Below are 15,702 nucleotides of genomic sequence, written 5' to 3'. Positions count from 1 at the left end.
CTTGACTCCCGCACACGGAGCAAACCCGCTTCGTGACGCCGCGGACCGACGGCTCCCGCGTATCGCGGGGCCGTCGGGCCTGGTGATCTTTGGCGTCACCGGCGATTTGTCCCGCAAGAAGCTGATGCCTGCCGTCTATGACCTCGCCAACCGCGGGCTGCTGCCGCCGGGCTTCTCGCTCGTCGGCTTCGCCCGCCGCGAGTGGCAGGACGAGGACTTCGCACACGAAGTCCATGAGGCCGTCAAGCAGCACGCCCGCACCCCCTTCCGCGAGGAGGTGTGGCAGCAGCTCATCCAGGGGATGCGCTTCGTCCAGGGCGACTTCGACGACGACGACGCGTTCGAGACCCTGAAGAAGACCATGGAGGAGCTCGACCGGGCGCAGGGCACCGGCGGCAACTTCGCCTTCTATCTGTCCGTACCGCCGAAGTTCTTCCCCGTCGTCGTGCAGCAGCTGAAGAAGCACGGACTGGCGGAGCAGCGGAACGGCTCCTGGCGGCGCGCGGTCATCGAGAAGCCGTTCGGTCACGACCTGGCCTCCGCCGAGGAACTCAACCGGATCGTTCACGAGGTCTTCGCGTCCGACCAGGTCTTCCGGATCGACCACTATCTGGGCAAGGAGACCGTCCAGAACATTCTGGCGCTGCGCTTCGCCAACACCCTCTTCGAACCGATCTGGAACCGGTCGTACGTCGACCATGTCCAGATCACCATGGCCGAGGACATCGGCATCGGTGGCCGGGCCGGCTACTACGACGGCATCGGCGCCGCCCGTGACGTCATCCAGAACCACCTGCTCCAGCTGCTCGCCCTGACCGCGATGGAGGAGCCCGCCTCCTTCGACGCGGACGCGCTCGCAGCGGAGAAGACCAAGGTGCTGGGCGCGGTCAAGCTGCCCAAGGACCTGGCGTCGAGCACGGTTCGCGGGCAGTACGCCGAAGGCTGGCAGGGCGGCGAGAGGGCCGTCGGCTACCTCCAGGAAGACGGCATCGACCCCAAGTCGAAGACCGACACGTACGCGGCCATCAAGGTGGAGATCGACAACCGCCGCTGGGCGGGGGTGCCGTTCTATCTGCGTACCGGCAAGCGGCTGGGCCGCCGCGTCACCGAGATCGCGGTCGTGTTCCAGCGCGCCCCGCACTCGCCCTTCGACCACACGGCCACCGAGGAGCTGGGGCAGAACGCCCTGGTGATCCGGGTCCAGCCGGACGAGGGTGTCACGCTGCGGTTCGGCTCGAAGGTGCCGGGCACCTCGATGGAGGTCCGGGACGTCTCGATGGACTTCGCGTACGGCGAGTCCTTCACGGAGTCCAGCCCGGAGGCGTACGAGCGACTGCTCCTGGATGTACTGCTCGGTGACGCGAACCTCTTCCCGAGGGTCGAGGAGGTCGAGCTGTCCTGGAAGATCCTCGATCCGATCGAGCAGTTCTGGGACAGGCACGGCAAGCCCGCGCAGTACCCGGCCGGGACCTGGGGTCCGGTCGAGGCGGACGAAATGCTCGCACGAGACGGACGGAGCTGGCGTCGGCCATGAAGATCGACCTTACGGACACCACCTCCAGCAAGATCAACAAGGCGCTGGTGCAGGGCCGGCGGGCCGTCGGCACGCCGGCCGTCGGCATGGTCCTCACGCTCGTCATCGTCACGGACGAGGAGGGCGCGTACGACGCGCTGAAGGCGTCGAACGAGGCCTCCCGCGAGCACCCTTCGCGCAAGCTCGTCGTCATCAAGCGGGTCTCACGCTCGCCGCGCGACCGGGCGAAGGCTCGGATCGACGCCGAGGTGCGGGTCGGTGCGGACGCCGGTACCGGCGAGACGGTCGTACTCCGGCTGTACGGCGAGGTCATCGACCACGCCCAGTCCGTGGTCCTGCCGCTGCTGCTGCCGGACGCTCCGGTCGTGGTGTGGTGGCCGGTGGCCGCGCCGGTCGACCCGGCGTCCGACCCGCTGGGCGCGCTGGCGCAGCGCCGGGTGACCGACACGTACGCCTGCGAGCAGCCGATCCACGAACTGACGGCCCGCGCCGATGCCTACACCCCGGGTGACACGGATCTGTCCTGGACCAGGATCACGCCGTGGCGCTCGATGCTGGCAGCGGCCCTGGACCAGGTGACGTGCGAGGTCACGGCGGCCGAGGTGGAGGGCGAGGAGTTCAACCCGAGCTGCGAACTGCTCGGGATGTGGCTCGCGGACCGGCTGAAGGTGCCGGTCAAGCGCTTGGTGTCGCCGGGGCCGGGACTCACGGCCGTACGGCTGGCGACGACCTGCGGCCCGATCGTGCTGGACCGGGCGGACGGGTCGCTGGCGACGCTGTCCATCCAGGGCCAGCCGGACCGCGCGGTGGCGCTGAAGCGGCGTGACACGGCGGAGCTGATCGCGGAGGAGCTGCGCCGACTGGACCCGGACGACACGTACGCGTCGGCGCTGCGGTTCGGGGTCGACCGGCTGAACGACGAGTCGGCGGAGATGGCGGCGGACGTCGCCGGTGCGGCCGAGCCGACCGAGCCGGCCGAACCGGCCGAACCGGCCGAACCGAAGAAGACCGCTGCGAAGACCTCGGCCAAGGCTCCGGCGAAGAAGGCGACCGCGAAGTGAGTGCCCCTCAACTCGTCGTCCACCGTGACAAGGAGCTGATGGCCCAGGCCGCGGCGGCCCGGCTGATCACGAAGATCGTGGACGCCCAGGCCGCGCGCGGTTCCGCGTCGGTGGTCCTCACCGGCGGGCGCAACGGCAACGGTCTGCTGGCCGCGCTCGCCGCCGCGCCCGCGCGGGACGCGATCGACTGGCCGCGGCTCGATCTGTGGTGGGGTGACGAGCGGTTCCTGCCCGAGGGCGACCCGGAGCGCAATGTCACTCAGGCCCGGGCGGCTCTGCTGGACTCGGTGCCGCTGAACCCGTCCCGGGTGCACGCGATGCCCGCGTCCGACGGGCCGCACGGCAAGGACGCGGACGCGGCCGCGGCTGCGTACGCGGAGGAACTGGCCGCCGCGGCCGGTCCCGAGGACCATGGCGACGTGCCCACGTTCGACGTGCTGATGCTGGGCGTGGGGCCGGACACGCATGTCGCGTCCCTGTTCCCGGAGCTTCCGGGGGTCCGGGAGACCGAGCGCACGGTGGTCGGCGTGCACGGCGCGCCGAAGCCGCCGCCGACGCGCATCTCCCTCACACTCCCCGCGATCCGCGCGGCGCGTGAGGTGTGGCTGCTGGCGGCGGGCGAGGACAAGGCGAACGCGGCGGCGATCGCCCTGTCGGGCGCCGGGGAGATCCAGGCCCCGGCCGCGGGCGCGTACGGCAGGTCGCGGACGCTGTGGCTGCTCGACTCGGCGGCGGCGTCGCAGCTTCCGCGGAGCCTCTATCCGCCCGCGTCGCCCTGACGAGCCGTCGGCTCCGTCGTACGAAGGCCCGGTTCGCCTCCTCGGCGAACCGGGCCTTCGGTGTCGAAGGATCGTCAGCGGATCAGAGGATGACCTGGTCCGGGCGGGCCTCCAGGCGTGCGATGGCCTTGCGGGCGGCGCCGGCGAAGGCGTCGAAGACGGCATTGGTGTGGGTCGGCCGTCCGAGCCGGGTGAAGTAGCCGCTGTCGAACATGCTCTGGCGCAGCTCGGTGGTCATCTCCAGCTGGGCGCCCTTGCCGAGCAGGGTCTTGTTGCAGATGTTGGCCGGGTCCTCGCCCGCGAGAGCGGGAACCGTCGAGCCGTCGATGGTCTGGAACCCGGCGGCCTGGAACTCCTCGTGCAGATACGTCTTGAAGTGGGTGTTGAGGCCGCCGACGACGACCGCCTCGGGCACTCCCGCGGACGCACCGGCCTGCGCCGCCGTACAGCCGTGCAGGCTCAGAACATTGAGGCTGCCCGCGGCCATGGACAGGGCGGACCGGTCGTCGTTGTTCGTCGAGGTGACGTGCAGCTCGCTGTTGTTGGACGCGCGCACACCCTCGAACATCCAGTAGTCGTGGACCGGACCGCCCGCCGGCTGCACGGCGAGCGTGGCCGGGTGGTAGCCCGCTATCGCCAGGCACAGCTCGGACGTACCCCCCTCGATGCCGCCGCCGTGGAGGGCCATGATCGTGGTGCGGTTGAACGGGTATCTCAGGCTGTCGCTGTTGTCGAACAGCTCATGGCGCTTGTAGCGCCTGGCGAAGTCCGTGCCCTCCTTGCCGGCGAGCTTCGTGTAGAGGTCGGTGTTCGACGCGTAGAGGTCGGCGGCGTACGCGGGGGCGGCGGCAAAGGTGTTGAGCACGGAGGCGCTGAGTGCGGCGCCGGCGAGGCCGGCCAGTACGGTGCGGCGGTTGGCATACGTCATGCATGTCATGATCGCGGTGAGACGAGGCACCGACTCCCGTTCCGGAAGTGGGCTGCCTCACACCGTGCGTTCCGGTCGCTCCAGGAACGGCTCCAGCAGGCCCGGGACCGCGCGGGAGGCGAAGTCGAGGACCTCGTGCTCGTCGGCGTCGTACGCCGAGTACGCCCCGTCGCCCGCCGCCGTGGTCGCGGTCAGGGTGAGAAGTCCGGCACGGCGCTGGAACCAGGACTGTTTGAGCGTCCAGCCGATGACTGCGCCGCGTTGCAGCGCGACCGTCCCGCGCCGGACGGTCCCGGAGCGGGCGAGCAGGTAGTCGCCGTCGACGGCGTGGCCCAGGCTGCGGTACGCGTCCAGTGCGAGGAGCACCGCGAGCGGCAGGAACACCACCGCGCATGCGGCCGCGACGTACCACAGCACGTCCGTGAGCAGCAGGCCCAGGAGCGTGAGCACGAGGAGCGGGACGAGTGCGGCGGCGAGCGCCCAGCGCAGCCGGCGGGCGCGTGCCGCGCGCGGATGGGCGGTGAGCGCGACGCTCGTCGGCGGGCCGGACTCGCGCAGCACCAGCGCCGTCACATCGTCGGCGACGGAGCGGGGCGCGGGCGGCAGAAGCGTCTTGTGGCCGGTGTGCTGGTCGTCCTGCTCCTGGACGAGTCCCGTCGCGACCGCGTCCACCCGTGCCGCGCCGAACATCCGTACACCGAGGGGCTCGACGAGTTCCACTCCGCGCAGCCGTCGCTCCTCGACGGAGAGTGAGCGGGCGGTGAACAGTCCGCGGCGGACCCGCAGGGTGCCGCCCGGCTCCCGCTCCAGCCGGTAGTTGAACCACATCTCGACCCAGAGGCCGAGCGCGCCGACGACTCCTGCGACCAGGGCCCCGAGGGCCAGCGCGACGACGATCCAGACGACCGGGGTGCCCCGGAACTGCTCGCCGATCCAGTCGATGACCTCGCTCTGCAGGCCGAACCATTCGCTGACCTGCATCACCGCACCGGCGGCCGCTCCGCCGAGCAACGGGGCGACGAACGACACCGGTGCGTACCGGATCCAGCGGGGATCTAGGGTGGCCAGCTCGCCCTCCCGGTGGGTGCCGGGGGTGGCGACAGCGGCGCGGGCCAGCAGCTCACGGCGCAGCCGTTCGCCCTCCGGCCTGGTGACGGGGTCGAGTTCCAGCGTGGACTCCCCACCGCCGGTGTGCTCGCCGGTGCCGATCCGTACTTTGACGAGACCGAGCAGTCGCTGCAGCGGATTGGCCGTCAGATCGACGCTGCGGATGCGTTCGCGGGCCAGCGAGCGGCGCTTTGTCAGCAGCAGACCGGTGTGGAGTTCGGCGCGCTCGGGCCCGATGCGGTACCGCGTGCGCCGCCACCGTACGTAGTCCGCGGCCGAGCCTCCCGCGACGAGGACGGCGGCGCCTGCCAGCACCCAGCCGAGGGCCTGCCACCACGGCATGCCGCCCGCGAGGCCGAACAGGACCGGCAGCCCGGCGCCGCCCGCGACTCCGGTCAGGACCACGGCCGTGACGAGGACGGTACGCCGGTCGAGCCGCAGCCAGCCGTCGCTCATGTGGCATCCCCGGGCGTGGCCTGGGTGATCCGGGTCAGCTGCTCGGCCAGCTCCGCCGCCAGCTCGTGGTCCAGCCCCTCGATCCTGATCGCGCCCTTGGCGGAGGCGGTGGTGACGGTGACCGTGGCGAGCCGGAAGGCCTGCTCCAAGGGGCCTCGCACGGTGTCAACGGTCTGGATCCGGGACATGGGGGCGATCCGCCACTCCTGCCAGAGGGCGCCGGTCCGGACGTACACCGCGTCGTCCGTGACCTCCCAGCGGTGCACCCGGTACCACCAGGAGGGGAAGAAGACCGTGCCTGCCAGCCCGAGGACCGCCACGACGCCGGCTGCCGCCGACAGCCAGGTCCTGGCGGGCGCGATGAACGCCCCCAGCAGACCGAGTACCGTCACCGGTACGACGGTCGTCAGCAGGCACTGCACCCGCCACCAGCCGACGGCCCGTTCGTTCAGGGTGTTGTTCGGCGGCCGCAGCCGCACGGTCTCCTCCCCCGTCATCGGATCAGCGGCCGCGCAATGAGCGGTACGTGGCCACCAGCGCGGCGGTCGAGCTGTCGAGGTCCTCGCCGCCGCGTCCCTCGGTGAGGACGGGCTCGATCCGCTTGGCCAGGACCTTGCCGAGCTCGACGCCCCACTGGTCGAAGGAGTCGATGTTCCAGACGGCTCCCTGGACGAACACCTTGTGTTCGTAGAGTGCGATGAGCTGGCCGAGGACGGACGGGGTCAGCTCGTTCGCCAGGATCGTGGTCGTCGGGTGGTTGCCGGCGAACGTCTTGTGCGGCACCAGTTCCTCCGCGACGCCCTCCGCCCGCACCTCGTCGGGGGTCTTGCCGAAGGCCAGCGCCTGCGTCTGGGCGAAGAAGTTGGCCATCAGCAGGTCGTGCTGGGCGACCAGTCCCGGCAGCAGGTCCGGGACGGGCTGCGCGAAGCCGATGAAGTCGGCCGGGATGAGCTTCGTCCCCTGGTGGATCAACTGGTAGTACGCGTGCTGCCCGTTGGTGCCGGGCGTGCCCCAGACGACGGGTCCGGTCTGCCAGTCGACACGGTTGCCGTCACGGTCGACGGACTTGCCGTTGGACTCCATGTCCAGCTGCTGCAGGTACGCGGTGAACTTGCTCAGGTAGTGCGAGTACGGCAGCACCGCGTGCGACTGGGCGTCGAAGAACCCTCCGTACCAGACGCCCAGCAGGCCGAGCAGCAGTGGCGCGTTCTCCTCCGGCGGTGCGGTGCGGAAGTGCTCGTCGACGAGGTGGAATCCGTCGAGCATCTCGCGGAAGCGGTCCGGGCCGATGGCGATCATCAGCGAGAGCCCGATGGCCGAGTCGTACGAGTAGCGCCCGCCTACCCAGTCCCAGAACTCGAACATGTTCGCCGTGTCGATGCCGAACTCGTCGACCTTCTCGGCGTTCGTCGACAGGGCCACGAAGTGCTTGGCGACGGCGTCCTGGCCGGCCTTCAGCTCGGTGAGCAGCCAGTCGCGGGCGGACGTCGCGTTGGTGATGGTCTCGATCGTGGTGAACGTCTTGGACGCGATGATGAACAGCGTCTCGGCGGCGTCGAGGTCGCGCACCGCCTCGTGCAGATCGGCCCCGTCCACGTTCGAGACGAAACGGAACGTCAGATCCCGTGCGGTGTAGGAGCGCAGCACCTCGTATGCCATCGCCGGGCCGAGGTCGGAGCCGCCGATGCCGATGTTGACGACGTTCTTGATGGGCTTTCCGGTGTGGCCGGTCCAGCTGCCCGAGCGGATCCGCTCGGAGAACGCGCTCATCTTGTCGAGCACGGCGTGCACCCCGGGCACCACGTCCTCGCCGTCGACCTCGATGACGGCGTCACGGGGCGCGCGCAGCGCCGTGTGCAGCACGGCCCGCTGCTCGGTGATGTTGATCTTCTCGCCGCGGAACATGGCGTCCCGCAGCCCCGCGACATCGGTGGCCGCGGCCAGCTCGCGCAGCAGCGCCAGCGTCTCGTCGGTCACCAGGTGCTTGGAGTAGTCGAGGTGGAGGTCGCCGACCTGGAGGGTGTACCGGCTGCCCCGGCCGGCGTCGGCGGCGAACAGTTCCCGCAGATGTGTGTCGGCCAGCTGCTCACGATGCTTGCCGAGGGCGGCCCACTCGGGCGTCCGGTTGAGCCGGGTACGGCTTTCTGCGTTCATTCTGGACATCAGCCCACTTCTTCTCGTACCTGCCTGCGTGCCCCGCTGCAGCACCAACCTAATTGATCTGAGGGGCCGGGGACGCGACGGCGAGGCTGAACAGGCCGGCGGCCGGCGGCGCAGGGGGGGTTCAGTCCCCGCGCCGCCGCCGACGCACCACCGAGCAGCGCCCCGAGCGGCGCTCCGGCCGTCGCGAGCTGGGCGCGTCCTGGCCGCGCTGCGCCAACGCATCGGGCCCGGCCCACGCGGGAATCGGCCGATTCCTGCGTGGGCCGGGCCCGATGTCGGCTGCTGAGCGTCAGCCGCTCAGATCTCGCCCCGGAGCTTGGCGAGCGCCTCGGCGAGGATCGCCTCCCCGTCCGCGTCGCTGCGCCGCTCGCGTACGTACGCCAGATGCGTCTTGTACGGCTCGGTGCGCGGCGGGTCCGGCGGATTCTCCCGGTCCTGACCGGCCGGGAACCCGCACCGCGGGCAGTCCCAGTGCTCCGGAACCTGTGCGTCACTGGCGAAGCTCGGCTGCGTCTCGTGCCCGTTCGAGCACCAGAAGGAGATGCGGAGACGCGGTGCGGACTCGCCCCGCTCGGCCTCCCCCATCGGCCCCGCTCCGACCCGGCTTCCCCGGATCGCGTTGCCACTTGCCACGGTCGTAACTCCCTGCGTGATGGTGCTCGAAGATGCCCCAGTCTACGTAAGGCCCAACGCGCGTCCAGTGATTGGAGTTACACCCCCGCCCCTGGGACGCCTTCGGTGGGTCAGCTTCCCAGCTTCATCAGCAGACCAAGTACGACAATGCACGCGAACCACAGCAGACCGATCACGACGGTGATGCGGTCGAGGTTGCGCTCGGCGACCGAGGAGCCGCCGACGGACGACTGCATGCCGCCACCGAACATGTCGGAGAGGCCGCCGCCCTTCCCCTTGTGCATCAGCACCAGCAGCATCAGCAGCAGGCTGAAGACGATCAGGGCGATCGAGAACCCCATAATCACGGCTGGACCAACTTCCTCGGACGGGATGAGACTGAACAACTGATCAAACTGAACAACTGCTCAAGGAGACGGGGGCCGGGCCCGAAAGCCTCGGCCCCCGCAAGGGTACGACGGATCGTCCCTACGGCCTACTCACTGGTCGCGGAACCGGACGATCTTGACGAACTCGTCCGAGTCCAGCGCGGCCCCGCCGACCAGCGCGCCGTCCACATCGGGCTGCGCCATGATCGCCGCGACGTTCCCGGCCTTCACCGAGCCGCCGTACTGGATCCGCACCTTGTCGGCCAGTTCCTGCGAGTACAGCTCGGCAAGCCTGCCGCGGATCGCCCCGCAGACCTCCTGGGCGTCCTCGGGGGTGGCGACCTCACCCGTACCGATGGCCCAGACCGGCTCGTACGCGATCACGATCGACTCGGCCTGGTCGGCCGGGATGTCCTTCAGACCGCCGTCGATCTGGTTCAGCGTGTACTGGACCTGCTGGCCGGCCTTGCGGACGTCCAGGCCCTCACCGACGCAGAGGATCGGGGTCAGGCCGTGCTTGTAGGCGGCCTTCACCTTGGTGTTGCACAGCTCGTCGGACTCGCCGTGGTACTGGCGTCGCTCGGAGTGACCGATCGCGACGTAGGTGCACTTCAGCTTGGCGAGCATGGGGCCCGAGATCTCACCGGTGTACGCACCGGAGTCGTGCGCCGAGATGTCCTGGGCGCCGTACTTGATCTTGAGCTTGTCCCCGTCCACGAGGGTCTGCACCGAGCGCAGGTCGGTGAACGGGGGCAGGACGGCGACCTCGACGGCGTCGTAGTCCTTGTCCGCCAGGGCGAACGCGAGCTTCTGGACGTGGGCGATGGCCTCGAGGTGGTTGAGGTTCATCTTCCAGTTGCCCGCCATGAGCGGGGTACGCGTGCTCATGCCCCTCCTTCATTGTTCGCTTCTCCGCCCGCGCGGCGCAGAAGTGCGGGAATCGTACTTGTCTGCGGCCCGGCGGCCGCCCGTGCGTCGCTCACGAAGGTCAGTCCTCCAGTGCGGCGAGGCCGGGAAGCGTCTTGCCCTCGAGGTACTCGAGGCTCGCGCCGCCGCCGGTCGAAATGTGGCCGAATGCGTTCTCGTCGAAACCGAGCGTGCGGACGGCGGCGGCCGAGTCGCCACCGCCGACGACGGTGAAGGCCGAGCTGTCGACGAGCGCCTGGGCGATCGCGCGGGTGCCGCCCGCGTAGTCGGGGTGCTCGAAGACGCCCAGCGGGCCGTTCCAGAAGACGGTCTCGGCGTCGGCGATCTTGGACGCGTACAGCTCGCGGGTCTTCGGGCCGATGTCCAGGCCCTCCTTGTCGGAGGGGATCTTGTCGGCGTCGACCACGGTGAACTCGGCCGGGGCCTTCGTCTTCAGGTCGGGGAACTGGGCCGAGGCCAGGATGTCGACCGGCAGCACGAGCTCGACGCCGTGCTTCTCGGCGCGCTCCATGTACTCGGTCACCGTCGGGATCTGGTCCTCCTGGAGGAGGGAGATGCCGACCTCGTAGCCCTTGGCCTTGAGGAAGGTGTACGCCATGCCGCCGCCGATCAGGAGGCGGTCGGCCTTGCCGAGCAGCTCGTCGATGACGGCGAGCTTGTCGGAGACCTTGGCGCCGCCGAGGACGACGACGTACGGCCGCTTGACGTCCTCGGTGAGCTTCTTCAGTACGCCGACCTCGGTGGCGATGAGGTAGCCGGCGGCGTGCGGCAGCCGGGCCGGGAGGTCGTACACCGAGGCGTGCTTGCGGTGGACGGCTCCGAAGCCGTCGCCGACGTACACATCGGCGAGGGCGGCGAGCTGGTCGGCGAAGGCGCCGCGCTCGGCGTCGTCCTTGGACGTCTCACCGGCGTTGAAACGGAGGTTCTCGATCACGGCGACCCGGCCGTCGGCGAGACCGTCGACGGTGGCGCGGGCCGACTCACCGACCGTGTCGGTCGCGAACGCGACATCGGCACCGAGCAGTTCGCCGAGGCGCGCCGCGGCCGGCGCGAGCGAGAACGCCGGGTCCGGGGCGCCCTTCGGGCGGCCCAGGTGCGAGGCGACGACGACCCGGGCACCCGCGTCGGCGAGGGCCTTCACGGTGGGCAGCACGGCCCGGATACGGCCGTCGTCGGTGATGCTGTTGCCGTAGAGCGGCACGTTGAGGTCGGCGCGGACGAAGACCCGCTTGCCGGTGACGCCTTCGGCGAGAAGTTCGTCGATCGTCTTCATGGGTGATGGCTCCTAGGGGAGATCGAGGACAAGCGACAGGGCTCGTACAGCGCTTCCTTGCGCTGCCCGAGCCCTGTGGCTCACATCGAGGTGCTACTGCCGGCCGCTGATCAGAGCTGGTTGCCGACGAAGACGGTCAGGTCCACCAGACGGTTGGAGTAGCCCCACTCGTTGTCGTACCAGCCGACGACCTTGACCTGCTTGCCCTGGACCATGGTCAGGGAGGAGTCGAAGGTGCAGGAGGCCGGCCAGTTCACGATGTCCGAGGAGACGATCGGGTCCTCCGTGTACTCCAGGATGCCCTGGAGCTGGCCCTCGGCGGCCTTCTGGAAGGCGGTGTTGATCTCGTCCTTGGTGACCTCGCGGTCGAGCTCCAGGACCAGGTCGGTGACGGAGCCGGTCGGGACCGGGACGCGCATGGCAATGCCGTCCAGCTTGCCCTTGAGCTGCGGGAGGACCAGCGCGGTGGCCTTGGCGGCACCGGTCGAGGTCGGGATGATGTTCTCCGCGGCGGCGCGGGCGCGGCGCAGGTCGGAGTGCGGGAAGTCCAGGATGCGCTGGTCGTTGGTGTACGCGTGGACCGTGGTCATCATGCCCTTGACGATCCCGAAGTTCTCGTCCAGGACCTTGGCCATCGGCGCCACACAGTTGGTGGTGCAGGAGGCGTTGGAGATGACGTGGTGTTTGGCCGGCTCGTACTTGTCCTGGTTGACACCCATCACGATGGTGATGTCCTCTTCCTTGGCCGGAGCCGAGATGAGGACCTTCTTGGCGCCGCCGGCGATGTGCTTCTCGGCGTCGGCCTTCTTCGTGAAGATGCCGGTCGACTCGATGACGATGTCGACGCCCAGCTCGCCCCACGGGATGTCGGCGGGGTTGCGCTCGGAGAGCACCTTGATGGTGTGGCCGTCGACCGTGATGGTGTCGGCGGTGTGGCTGACGTCCGCCTTGAGGCGGCCCAGGATGGTGTCGTACTTCAGCAGGTGAGCAGTGGTCGCGGTGTCACCCAGGTCGTTGACAGCCACGATCTCGATGTCAGCACCCTGCTCCAGCAGCGCGCGGAAGTAGTTACGACCGATGCGGCCAAAGCCGTTGATGCCTACGCGGATCGTCACGAAACCGATCTCCTCGTTGGTACGCCGGGTTTCGACGCCGGCGAGCTGTATGGGATGTCCCCGACCGCTTACGACCCTACCTCCCCGGGGCAGCCGGAGTGACATCGAGCACGCCCGCACATTCCGGTGCGCGCCGATGGCCCGTACCTACCGACAAGTACGGGCCATCGGGGCTCGATGCGACTACACAGGGTCAACGCCGCAGCGCACTGAGCGCCTTTCCGATGATCTGCTTGCGCTCGGCCGCGCTCGCCACATGCTCCAGGCCGAAGCCGAGGAGCACGGTGTCATGGGTGGCGACGGCCGCGTAGGAGTGGAAGAGCGCCGGTGAGCGAGCCCAGTCCGAGCCGTTGCCCGGGCTGCCTGCCGGCGGTCCGGTCACGGTCCACGGGCCGAGGGCGGTCTCGAAGCCTTCCGCGCCCTGCGGGGTACCGCCGATGACGAGGCTCGTGCCGTCGGCGAAGACACCGAGGCCGCCGGTGCCCGGGTCGGAGATGTAGGAGATGGACAGCTCGACCTGCTTGCCCGCGTAGGCACTCAGGTCGACGGAGACCGGCTGCCAGCCGTTGGAGCTGCCGGTGAACCGGTTCCAGCCGCCGGTCGTGCCGGTCGGCGCGCAGCTGTCGGCTCCGACGGTGAGGTAGTGGGCCAGGAAGGGATGGCCGCCGACGTAGAAGCCCGCGTCGCACTCCGCGGGCGTCTCGGTGGTCGTGCCGCCGTTGGCGTCGGGCAGGGTCGTCCAGTCGTCCTGGCCGACGGTGTGGGCTTCGACGACCACGTTGTCGTAGTCCTGCTCGGTGTCGTAGCTGAGCTGGAAACGGAGGCTGGGCGCGGCCGACGCCGCCGTGCCGGTCAGGTCGACCGTCCGGCTGAGCCGCATCCAGGAGTCGTCGGAGTGCCGGGCCGCGGCGAAGGAGCTGCCCTCGTACGGCTCGAACGGGGTGCGTACCCCGGGGTAGTCGCCCGCGGCCGAGCTGCGGAACTGCGGGAACTGATCGGGCTTCAGGGTGTCGGAGGTGACGGTGTACGCGCCCGCCGCGTTCAGCGGGTTGGCCGTGGCGTCGCCGAGGACCGCCTTCGTCCCCGCGAAGGATCCCGTTCCGGCGAATCCGGGCGGGGACTTCAGTCCGGCGCGGCGGTACGCGCCGAGGTAGTACTGGGCGAAGTCGTCCGATTCGGCGCGGCCGATGTTGATGTTCCCGCCGTTCTCCTCACCGGCGTTGACGAGCTTGCCGCCCTCGTTGACGAAGTCGCGGACGGCGAACATCACCGGGCCGGAGGGTTTGCCGGCGCCCGTGTACCAGACGACGGTCCTGAAGTGGGACAGGACGCCGAGGGCGTGCGGCGTGCCCTGGGTGGCGACGTCCCAGACGGCGGCCTTGCGGCCGTTGTCGGCGAGCGCCTTGGTGTAGGCGGCGATGTGCTGGGCGGGGGTGCCGGGTACGCCTTCCTCGGCGAGCACGAGGGTGTCGGCGCGGGGCCGTTCGGCGACGGTGTACGTGAACGGGGTGCTGGAGACCCGCTTGCCGTCCCGGGTACGGCCGGTGAACCAGACCTCGACCTTGTCACCGGCCTCGGCGCCTTCCACTTCGGCGCGGTACTGGTCGAAGCGGATGTTGTCCTCGCCGCCGTAGACGTCGCCGCCCTGCCAGGCCGTGAGGTCCTCGTCGTGCGTACGGCCGCCGTTGATGCGGTAGTTGAGCTCCTTGTCGCGCAGCGACCTGCGGGCGGTGACGGAGACTTCCTGGTCGCCGCGCGCGTACGAGACCGAGAACGGGTCCGGGGTGAAGTCCGGGGCCTCGATGCCGACCGGGGAGGACGGCCGGTCGGGGTGGGCGGCGGTCTCGGCGACGGCGAGAGCGAACGGGATGTTCTTGGCGAACTCCTGCTGGATCAGCTTCTCGTCGTCGGGGAAGGTGAAGACGGACGCGCAGTCGCCCGGCTCCCAGGGGTCGTTCGGGTCCACCCGGGACGCGGTCGCGCACGTCGACATCTCAGGGGTGAACATCATCATGCCGTTGACGTTGGCCGCGTGGCCGTCGGCCTCACCGTTGGTGGTGTACAGCTCGGAGGAAAGCTGGGGGCGGTAGCCGGGTACGGCGGACTTCTGGGGCGTACCCGCAAGGGACTTGTAGAGGACGTCGTCCGGGGTCGGGGAGGCGACCTGCCAGCCGACGCCGTAGAGCAGCAGCTGGGCGGCGGAGTGGTAGTTGATGCCGTACTCGAAGCCGATGCGCTTCTGGAAGGCGTCGAGGGCCCTGGTCTCGGGCTCGGAGCCGGGGCCCGTGCCGCGGAAGGTCTCGTCGGCGGGGTCGGGGGACGAACCCTCGTTGTCGTAGCCCCACTTGTAGGAGAAGTTGCGGTTGAGGTCGACGCCGTCGCCGGGGGTGATCTTGCCGTCACGGTTGTTGTCGCGGAGGTTCTTGCGCCACTGGCGGTTGTCGGGCGACGCGTGCGTGTAGTCGTAGCCGTCGGGGTTGGCGGAGAGCACGAACCACAGCTCGGTGGTGTCCACGATCCTGGTGATGCGCGGGTCCTTGCCGTAGTTCGCGAGGTAGTGGTGGAGCAGCCGCCGGGTCATCTCGGGGGTGATCCACTCACGGGCGTGCTGGTTGGAGAGGTAGAGAGTGGCCGGCTTGGCGCCGTCGCGGTACTTCTTGGCGCCCTTGGTGACCTTGAGGGCGAGGATGTCCTGGCCGTTCAGACTCTTGCCGATGCTGACGGCCTTGGTGATCGAGGGGTTGGCACCGGCGGCGGCGAGGATCTCCTCCTTGAGCCCGCCCTTGCCGCCGTAGGGGCGGAAGACACCGTCGCCCGCGGCGGCGAGGCGCTTCTCGGCCGCGGCGGCAACGGTGTGCTCGGTGATGCCGACGCCCTTCCCGCGCAGCTCGCCGGCCTGTTCGTCGGTGAGGTACATCTCGATGGTGGCGGTGCCCTGGTCCGGCACCTGTTCCGTCAGTTCATGACCGTCGGCACCGGCCGCGAGGAGCAGCGGAACCTGTGCCTTGGTGACCTTCGCATGCCATACGGAGAGTCCGTCGTCCTCTCCGCCCTGGTCGGCCCGGGCGAGTGGCGCGGCCGCCAGTCCGGCGATCAGGAGTGAGGTCGCGGCAAGGATCGATCTTGCTCTTCGTCTCATTGGCCCCCCTTGCTTTCGTCTGTCGCGAAAGAAACAGATGCCAGGCTCATGACAGTTCATGATCATGTCAAGATGGCGCGAGGGGCGAGTGTCGTCAGGTACGGGCCGGGGATACGGAAACGGGGGGGGGGGGGGGGGGCCGGGGGGGGGGGGGGGGGGGGGGGGGGGGGGTTTCGGCCCCCCCACCCCCGCCTACCTTTTTCCTTTCGTTTTGCTCCC

The 15,702-nt window shown here is 69.6% G+C and carries 13 protein-coding genes; 3 read left to right on the top strand and 10 right to left on the bottom strand.

Annotated features, from left to right (window positions below; genetic code table 11):
• The first annotated feature begins 1 nt into the window (after position 1).
• From zwf to pgl, 3 genes are read left to right on the top strand one after another with little or no spacing between them, the layout of a single operon-like run.
• On the top strand, positions 2-1,534 hold the full coding sequence (gene zwf / locus AC0699_RS05805; RefSeq protein WP_478656085.1) for a glucose-6-phosphate dehydrogenase: 1,533 nt from the start codon (positions 2-4) through the stop codon (positions 1,532-1,534).
• Positions 1,531-2,595 carry a glucose-6-phosphate dehydrogenase assembly protein OpcA gene (opcA, locus tag AC0699_RS05800; RefSeq protein WP_478656082.1) on the top strand — a complete coding sequence of 355 codons (1,065 nt, stop codon included), beginning with the start codon at positions 1,531-1,533 and terminating at the stop codon, positions 2,593-2,595. Before zwf ends, opcA begins: the two co-directional genes overlap by 4 nt.
• Entirely contained in the window at positions 2,592-3,374 is a 783-nt protein-coding gene (gene pgl / locus AC0699_RS05795) for a 6-phosphogluconolactonase (protein ID WP_469770234.1), read from the top strand. The genes opcA and pgl overlap by 4 nt, the downstream gene beginning before the upstream one ends.
• A gap of 82 nt (positions 3,375-3,456) precedes the next feature.
• Here the strand turns inward: pgl and AC0699_RS05790 are convergent, their stop codons facing one another.
• The 10 genes from AC0699_RS05790 to AC0699_RS05745 form a co-directional block, all read right to left on the bottom strand.
• On the bottom strand, positions 3,457-4,302 hold the full coding sequence (locus AC0699_RS05790; RefSeq protein WP_478656080.1) for a poly-gamma-glutamate hydrolase family protein: 846 nt from the start codon (positions 4,300-4,302) through the stop codon (positions 3,457-3,459).
• A gap of 57 nt (positions 4,303-4,359) precedes the next feature.
• On the bottom strand, positions 4,360-5,865 hold the full coding sequence (locus tag AC0699_RS05785; protein ID WP_478656078.1) for a PH domain-containing protein: 1,506 nt from the start codon (positions 5,863-5,865) through the stop codon (positions 4,360-4,362).
• Positions 5,862-6,362 carry a PH domain-containing protein gene (locus AC0699_RS05780; protein WP_478656076.1) on the bottom strand — a complete coding sequence of 167 codons (501 nt, stop codon included), beginning with the start codon at positions 6,360-6,362 and terminating at the stop codon, positions 5,862-5,864. Before AC0699_RS05780 ends, AC0699_RS05785 begins: the two co-directional genes overlap by 4 nt.
• 4 nt (positions 6,363-6,366) lie before the next feature.
• Entirely contained in the window at positions 6,367-8,019 is a 1,653-nt protein-coding gene (gene pgi / locus AC0699_RS05775; RefSeq protein WP_478656388.1) for a glucose-6-phosphate isomerase, read from the bottom strand.
• Between the two features lie 306 nt (positions 8,020-8,325).
• Complete coding sequence (locus AC0699_RS05770) at positions 8,326-8,661, bottom strand: RNA polymerase-binding protein RbpA (protein ID WP_453669133.1); 336 nt, start codon at positions 8,659-8,661, stop codon at positions 8,326-8,328.
• Between the two features lie 110 nt (positions 8,662-8,771).
• Positions 8,772-9,008: a preprotein translocase subunit SecG gene (gene secG / locus AC0699_RS05765; RefSeq protein WP_469770238.1), complete on the bottom strand. Its 237-nt coding sequence runs from the start codon at positions 9,006-9,008 to the stop codon at positions 8,772-8,774.
• A 132-nt stretch (positions 9,009-9,140) separates the two neighbouring features.
• Positions 9,141-9,917: a triose-phosphate isomerase gene (gene tpiA / locus AC0699_RS05760; protein ID WP_478656072.1), complete on the bottom strand. Its 777-nt coding sequence runs from the start codon at positions 9,915-9,917 to the stop codon at positions 9,141-9,143.
• Between the two features lie 100 nt (positions 9,918-10,017).
• Positions 10,018-11,229 carry a phosphoglycerate kinase gene (locus tag AC0699_RS05755; RefSeq protein WP_478656070.1) on the bottom strand — a complete coding sequence of 404 codons (1,212 nt, stop codon included), beginning with the start codon at positions 11,227-11,229 and terminating at the stop codon, positions 10,018-10,020.
• Between the two features lie 110 nt (positions 11,230-11,339).
• A complete protein-coding gene (gap, locus tag AC0699_RS05750) occupies positions 11,340-12,344 on the bottom strand; it encodes a type I glyceraldehyde-3-phosphate dehydrogenase (RefSeq protein WP_478656067.1) in 1,005 nt (334 codons plus the stop codon).
• A gap of 193 nt (positions 12,345-12,537) precedes the next feature.
• Positions 12,538-15,483, bottom strand: a complete 2,946-nt coding sequence (locus tag AC0699_RS05745; RefSeq protein ID WP_478656065.1) for a M14 family metallopeptidase — start codon at positions 15,481-15,483, stop codon at positions 12,538-12,540.
• Between the last annotated feature and the right edge of the window lie 219 nt (positions 15,484-15,702).

The organism is Streptomyces sp. NPDC043870 (genome assembly GCF_056435785.1).
Note: the sequence above shows the minus strand (reverse complement) of the source record. Positions and strands in the feature narration are given on the sequence as shown.

What these genes read in the sequence shown, in the direction of transcription:
- AC0699_RS05785 (WP_478656078.1), bottom strand. Translation starts at nt 5,865, where the DNA reads ATGAGCGACGGCTGGCTGCGGCTCGACCGGCGTACCGTCCTCGTCACG.
- tpiA (WP_478656072.1), bottom strand. Translation starts at nt 9,917, where the DNA reads ATGAGCACGCGTACCCCGCTCATGGCGGGCAACTGGAAGATGAACCTC.
- AC0699_RS05755 (WP_478656070.1), bottom strand. Translation starts at nt 11,229, where the DNA reads ATGAAGACGATCGACGAACTTCTCGCCGAAGGCGTCACCGGCAAGCGG.
- opcA (WP_478656082.1), top strand. Translation starts at nt 1,531, where the DNA reads ATGAAGATCGACCTTACGGACACCACCTCCAGCAAGATCAACAAGGCG.
- AC0699_RS05780 (WP_478656076.1), bottom strand. Translation starts at nt 6,362, where the DNA reads ATGACGGGGGAGGAGACCGTGCGGCTGCGGCCGCCGAACAACACCCTG.
- AC0699_RS05745 (WP_478656065.1), bottom strand. Translation starts at nt 15,483, where the DNA reads ATGAGACGAAGAGCAAGATCGATCCTTGCCGCGACCTCACTCCTGATC.
- AC0699_RS05790 (WP_478656080.1), bottom strand. Translation starts at nt 4,302, where the DNA reads ATGACGTATGCCAACCGCCGCACCGTACTGGCCGGCCTCGCCGGCGCC.
- pgi (WP_478656388.1), bottom strand. Translation starts at nt 8,019, where the DNA reads ATGAACGCAGAAAGCCGTACCCGGCTCAACCGGACGCCCGAGTGGGCC.